This is a genomic window from Megasphaera sp. AF13-6AC, from assembly GCF_027685385.1.
In the GTDB taxonomy this organism is placed as follows: domain Bacteria; phylum Bacillota; class Negativicutes; order Veillonellales; family Megasphaeraceae; genus Megasphaera; species Megasphaera micronuciformis.
On record NZ_JAQCUN010000289.1, the window covers coordinates 1 to 744 of the forward strand.

At 53.4% G+C, this 744-nt stretch carries 1 protein-coding gene; it reads left to right on the top strand.

Translation table 11 applies throughout. The features are described 5' to 3' along the window. Window positions 1–744 (top strand): AIR synthase-related protein (locus PGX78_RS08925; RefSeq protein ID WP_270446610.1); only part of this gene is annotated, 744 nt, incomplete at both ends.

Consider the following 744-nt stretch of genomic DNA (forward strand, 5'->3'; position numbering starts at 1 on the left):
CTTTCGGCGGTGCGGCTACGTGCCTGGGCGGGTGTATTCGCGATCCTTTAAGCGGACGTGCGTATGTATACCAGGCTATGCGTGTGACCGGTGCCGGGGATCCCAGGCAAGCCGTAAAAGATACGATTCCCGGCAAGTTGCCGCAGAGAACGATTACGACGGGTGCAGCTAAAGGCTACAGTTCATACGGTAATCAGATCGGGTTGGCGACGGGAGAGGTTAAGGAATACTATCATCCCGGCTTTGTTGCTAAACGCATGGAAATCGGTGCGGTTTTAGGGGCGGCACCGCGTGCCAATGTAGTACGTGAAGAACCGCAACCCGGCGATGTAGTCATTCTTTTGGGCGGTAAGACCGGCCGTGACGGCATGGGCGGAGCTACGGGCTCTTCTAAGAAGCATACGCTTACGTCCTTGGAAACGAGCGGGGCGGAAGTGCAAAAGGGCAACGCTCTTACGGAACGAAAGATTCAACGCTTATTCAGACGCGGGGAAGTAACGACTCTTATTAAAAGGTGCAATGATTTCGGTGCCGGCGGTGTTTCCGTGGCTATCGGAGAATTGACGGACGGCCTCGATATTTGTCTTGATGCGGTACCTAAGAAGTATGAAGGGCTCGACGGAACGGAATTGGCTATTTCCGAATCGCAGGAACGTATGGCCGTTGTCGTTGCAGCTAAAGATGTAGAAAAGTTTATGGCTTATGCGACGGAAGAGAATCTGGAAGCAACCGTAGTTGCTACCG